General features: G+C 71.7%; 2 protein-coding genes. Both read left to right on the top strand.

The features are described from left to right. The first annotated feature begins 4 nt into the window (after positions 1-4). The gene (trmB, locus tag EHS43_RS43120; RefSeq protein ID WP_185806653.1) at positions 5-886 is read left to right on the top strand and encodes a tRNA (guanosine(46)-N7)-methyltransferase TrmB; all 882 of its coding nucleotides are present in this window, start codon (positions 5-7) and stop codon (positions 884-886) included. A gap of 50 nt (positions 887-936) precedes the next feature. Further along, on the top strand, positions 937-2170 hold a 1234-nt coding region (locus tag EHS43_RS43125), incomplete at its 3' end, for a PrsW family intramembrane metalloprotease (RefSeq protein ID WP_148104290.1).

Below are 2170 nucleotides of genomic sequence, written 5' to 3' on the forward strand. Positions count from 1 at the left end.
CACTGTGTCTGACTCCCTCAACGCCCCCGAAACTCCCCGGTCCCGGTCCAACGACCCCGGCGAGGCCGCTTCGCACGTCCCCGGTGTGCCCGTTCGGCATACCCGGGCCAAGGGGGAGCCGCGGTTTCCCGACGGGCCCAGTGCCGATCCCGCGGGGTCGCACTTCGAGCGGCGGATCCGGAGTTTCCAGCCGCGGCGCAGCCGGGTGACGGCGGGGCAGGCGGACGCGTTGCAGCGCCTGTGGCCCACGTGGGGCCTCGACATCGACGGGCAGCACACGATCGACCTGGGCGAGCTGTTCGGCAACGGCAACCCGGTCGTGCTGGAGATCGGGTTCGGGATGGGCGAGGCCACCGCGCAGATGGCCGCCGCCGACCCGGACACCAACATCCTCGCCGTCGACGTGCACACCCCCGGGCAGGGCAACCTGCTCAACCTCGCCGAGCAGCAGAAGCTGTCCAACATCCGGGTCGGCAACGGCGACGCCATCATCTTGCTGCGCGAGATGCTCACCCGGGACTCGCTGGCCGGGCTCCGCGTCTACTTCCCCGACCCCTGGCCCAAGAAGCGGCACCACAAGCGGCGTCTGATCCAGCCGGAGTTCCTGGACCTGGCCGCGACCCGGCTCAGGCCCGGCGCGCTGCTGCACTGCGCGACCGACTGGGAGCCGTACGCGGAACAGATGCTCGACGTGCTCACCGCGCACCCCGACTTCGAGAACACCCAGGCCGGCGGCGGTTTCGCGGCCCGTCCCGACTTCCGCCCGCTGACCCGTTTCGAGGGACAGGGACTGGACAAGGGACATGTCGTGAACGACCTGCTGTTCCGCCGCGTACAGCACGGCGACCGAACCGACCGACCCGACCAGCCCCCCACCGGCGCCTGAACGGCCCGCCCGCCTGCGGGCGGCGCCTCTGTCTCGTTAAGGTCGATGCTGTGGCCACCTGTCCTCCGTATCCGACGTACCCCGGTGAAGCGCCCGGCGGCAGCACGCTGCGGCACGCGCACTGGTGGCAGCGGAAGTGGGTGCGCTACGGCGCGCTGATCACGCTTCTCGCGCTCTCCGGGCTCGTCATCCTCGCCCTGGTCCGGCAGCAGACCGGCACCGAGGGGTTCCTGGTCGGACTGGGGCTGGCCGTCCTGCCCGTACCGCTGCTGATAGCCGCGTTCCGCTGGCTGGACCGGGTCGAGCCGGGCCCCTGGCGCAATCTGCTGTTCGCCTTCGCCTGGGGTGCCTGCGCGGCCGCGCTGATAGCGATCATCGCCAACAGCTTCGCGACGAAGTGGATAGCGACGGCCACCGCCGACCCGACCGGCGCGGACACCCTCGGCGCGACCGTGATAGCGCCGATCGTCGAGGAGTCGGCCAAGGCCGCCGCCGTCCTGCTCGTCTTCCTGTTCCGCAGACGGGACTTCACCGGGATCGTGGACGGCGTGGTGATAGCGGGGGTCACCGCCACCGGCTTCGCCTTCACCGAGAACATCCTCTACCTCGGTACCGCCTTCGGCACCGACCAGCTCACCGGCGGCAGCGGCATCGCCTCCGTCACCGCCGCGACCTTCTTCGTGCGCGTGGTGATGTCCCCGTTCGCGCACCCCCTGTTCACCGTCCTCACCGGCATCGGCTTCGGCATCGCCGCGCTGTCGGCGGAACGCCAGCACGTCCGGCGGGTACTGGTCCCCCTGTCCGGGCTGCTGCTCGCGATGGGCATGCACGCGATGTGGAACGGCTCGTCGACGTTCGGCGAGTTCGGGTTCTTCGCGGTGTACGCGATGTTCATGGTGCCGGCGTTCGCGTTGCTGACCTGGCTGGTCATCTGGACGCGGCAGCGGGAGCTGAGGACCGTGCGCGAGGAGCTGCCCGCGTACGCCGTCGCCGGGTGGCTGACGCCCACCGAGCCGTACGTGCTGGGCTCGATGCGGGCCCGGCGGGTGGCCCGGGATTACGCGCGACGGCAGTTCGGCGGGCGGCCCGCGGCCCGGGCGGTCTCGCAGTACGAGGCGTACGCGACCTCGCTCGCGTTCCTGCGGCGCCGGGGGCGGCTCGGGCGGGCGAACGGCGACTTCGTGGAGCGGGAGCGGGAATTGCTGCACGAGCTGTGGCGGCGGCGGGACGTGGCCCGCCCCGCGCTGGACCACGCGGCCCGGACGACCGCCCCACCGGTACCGG

It is taken from the genome of Streptomyces sp. RP5T (assembly GCF_003933965.1).
Taxonomy (GTDB): domain Bacteria; phylum Actinomycetota; class Actinomycetes; order Streptomycetales; family Streptomycetaceae; genus Streptomyces.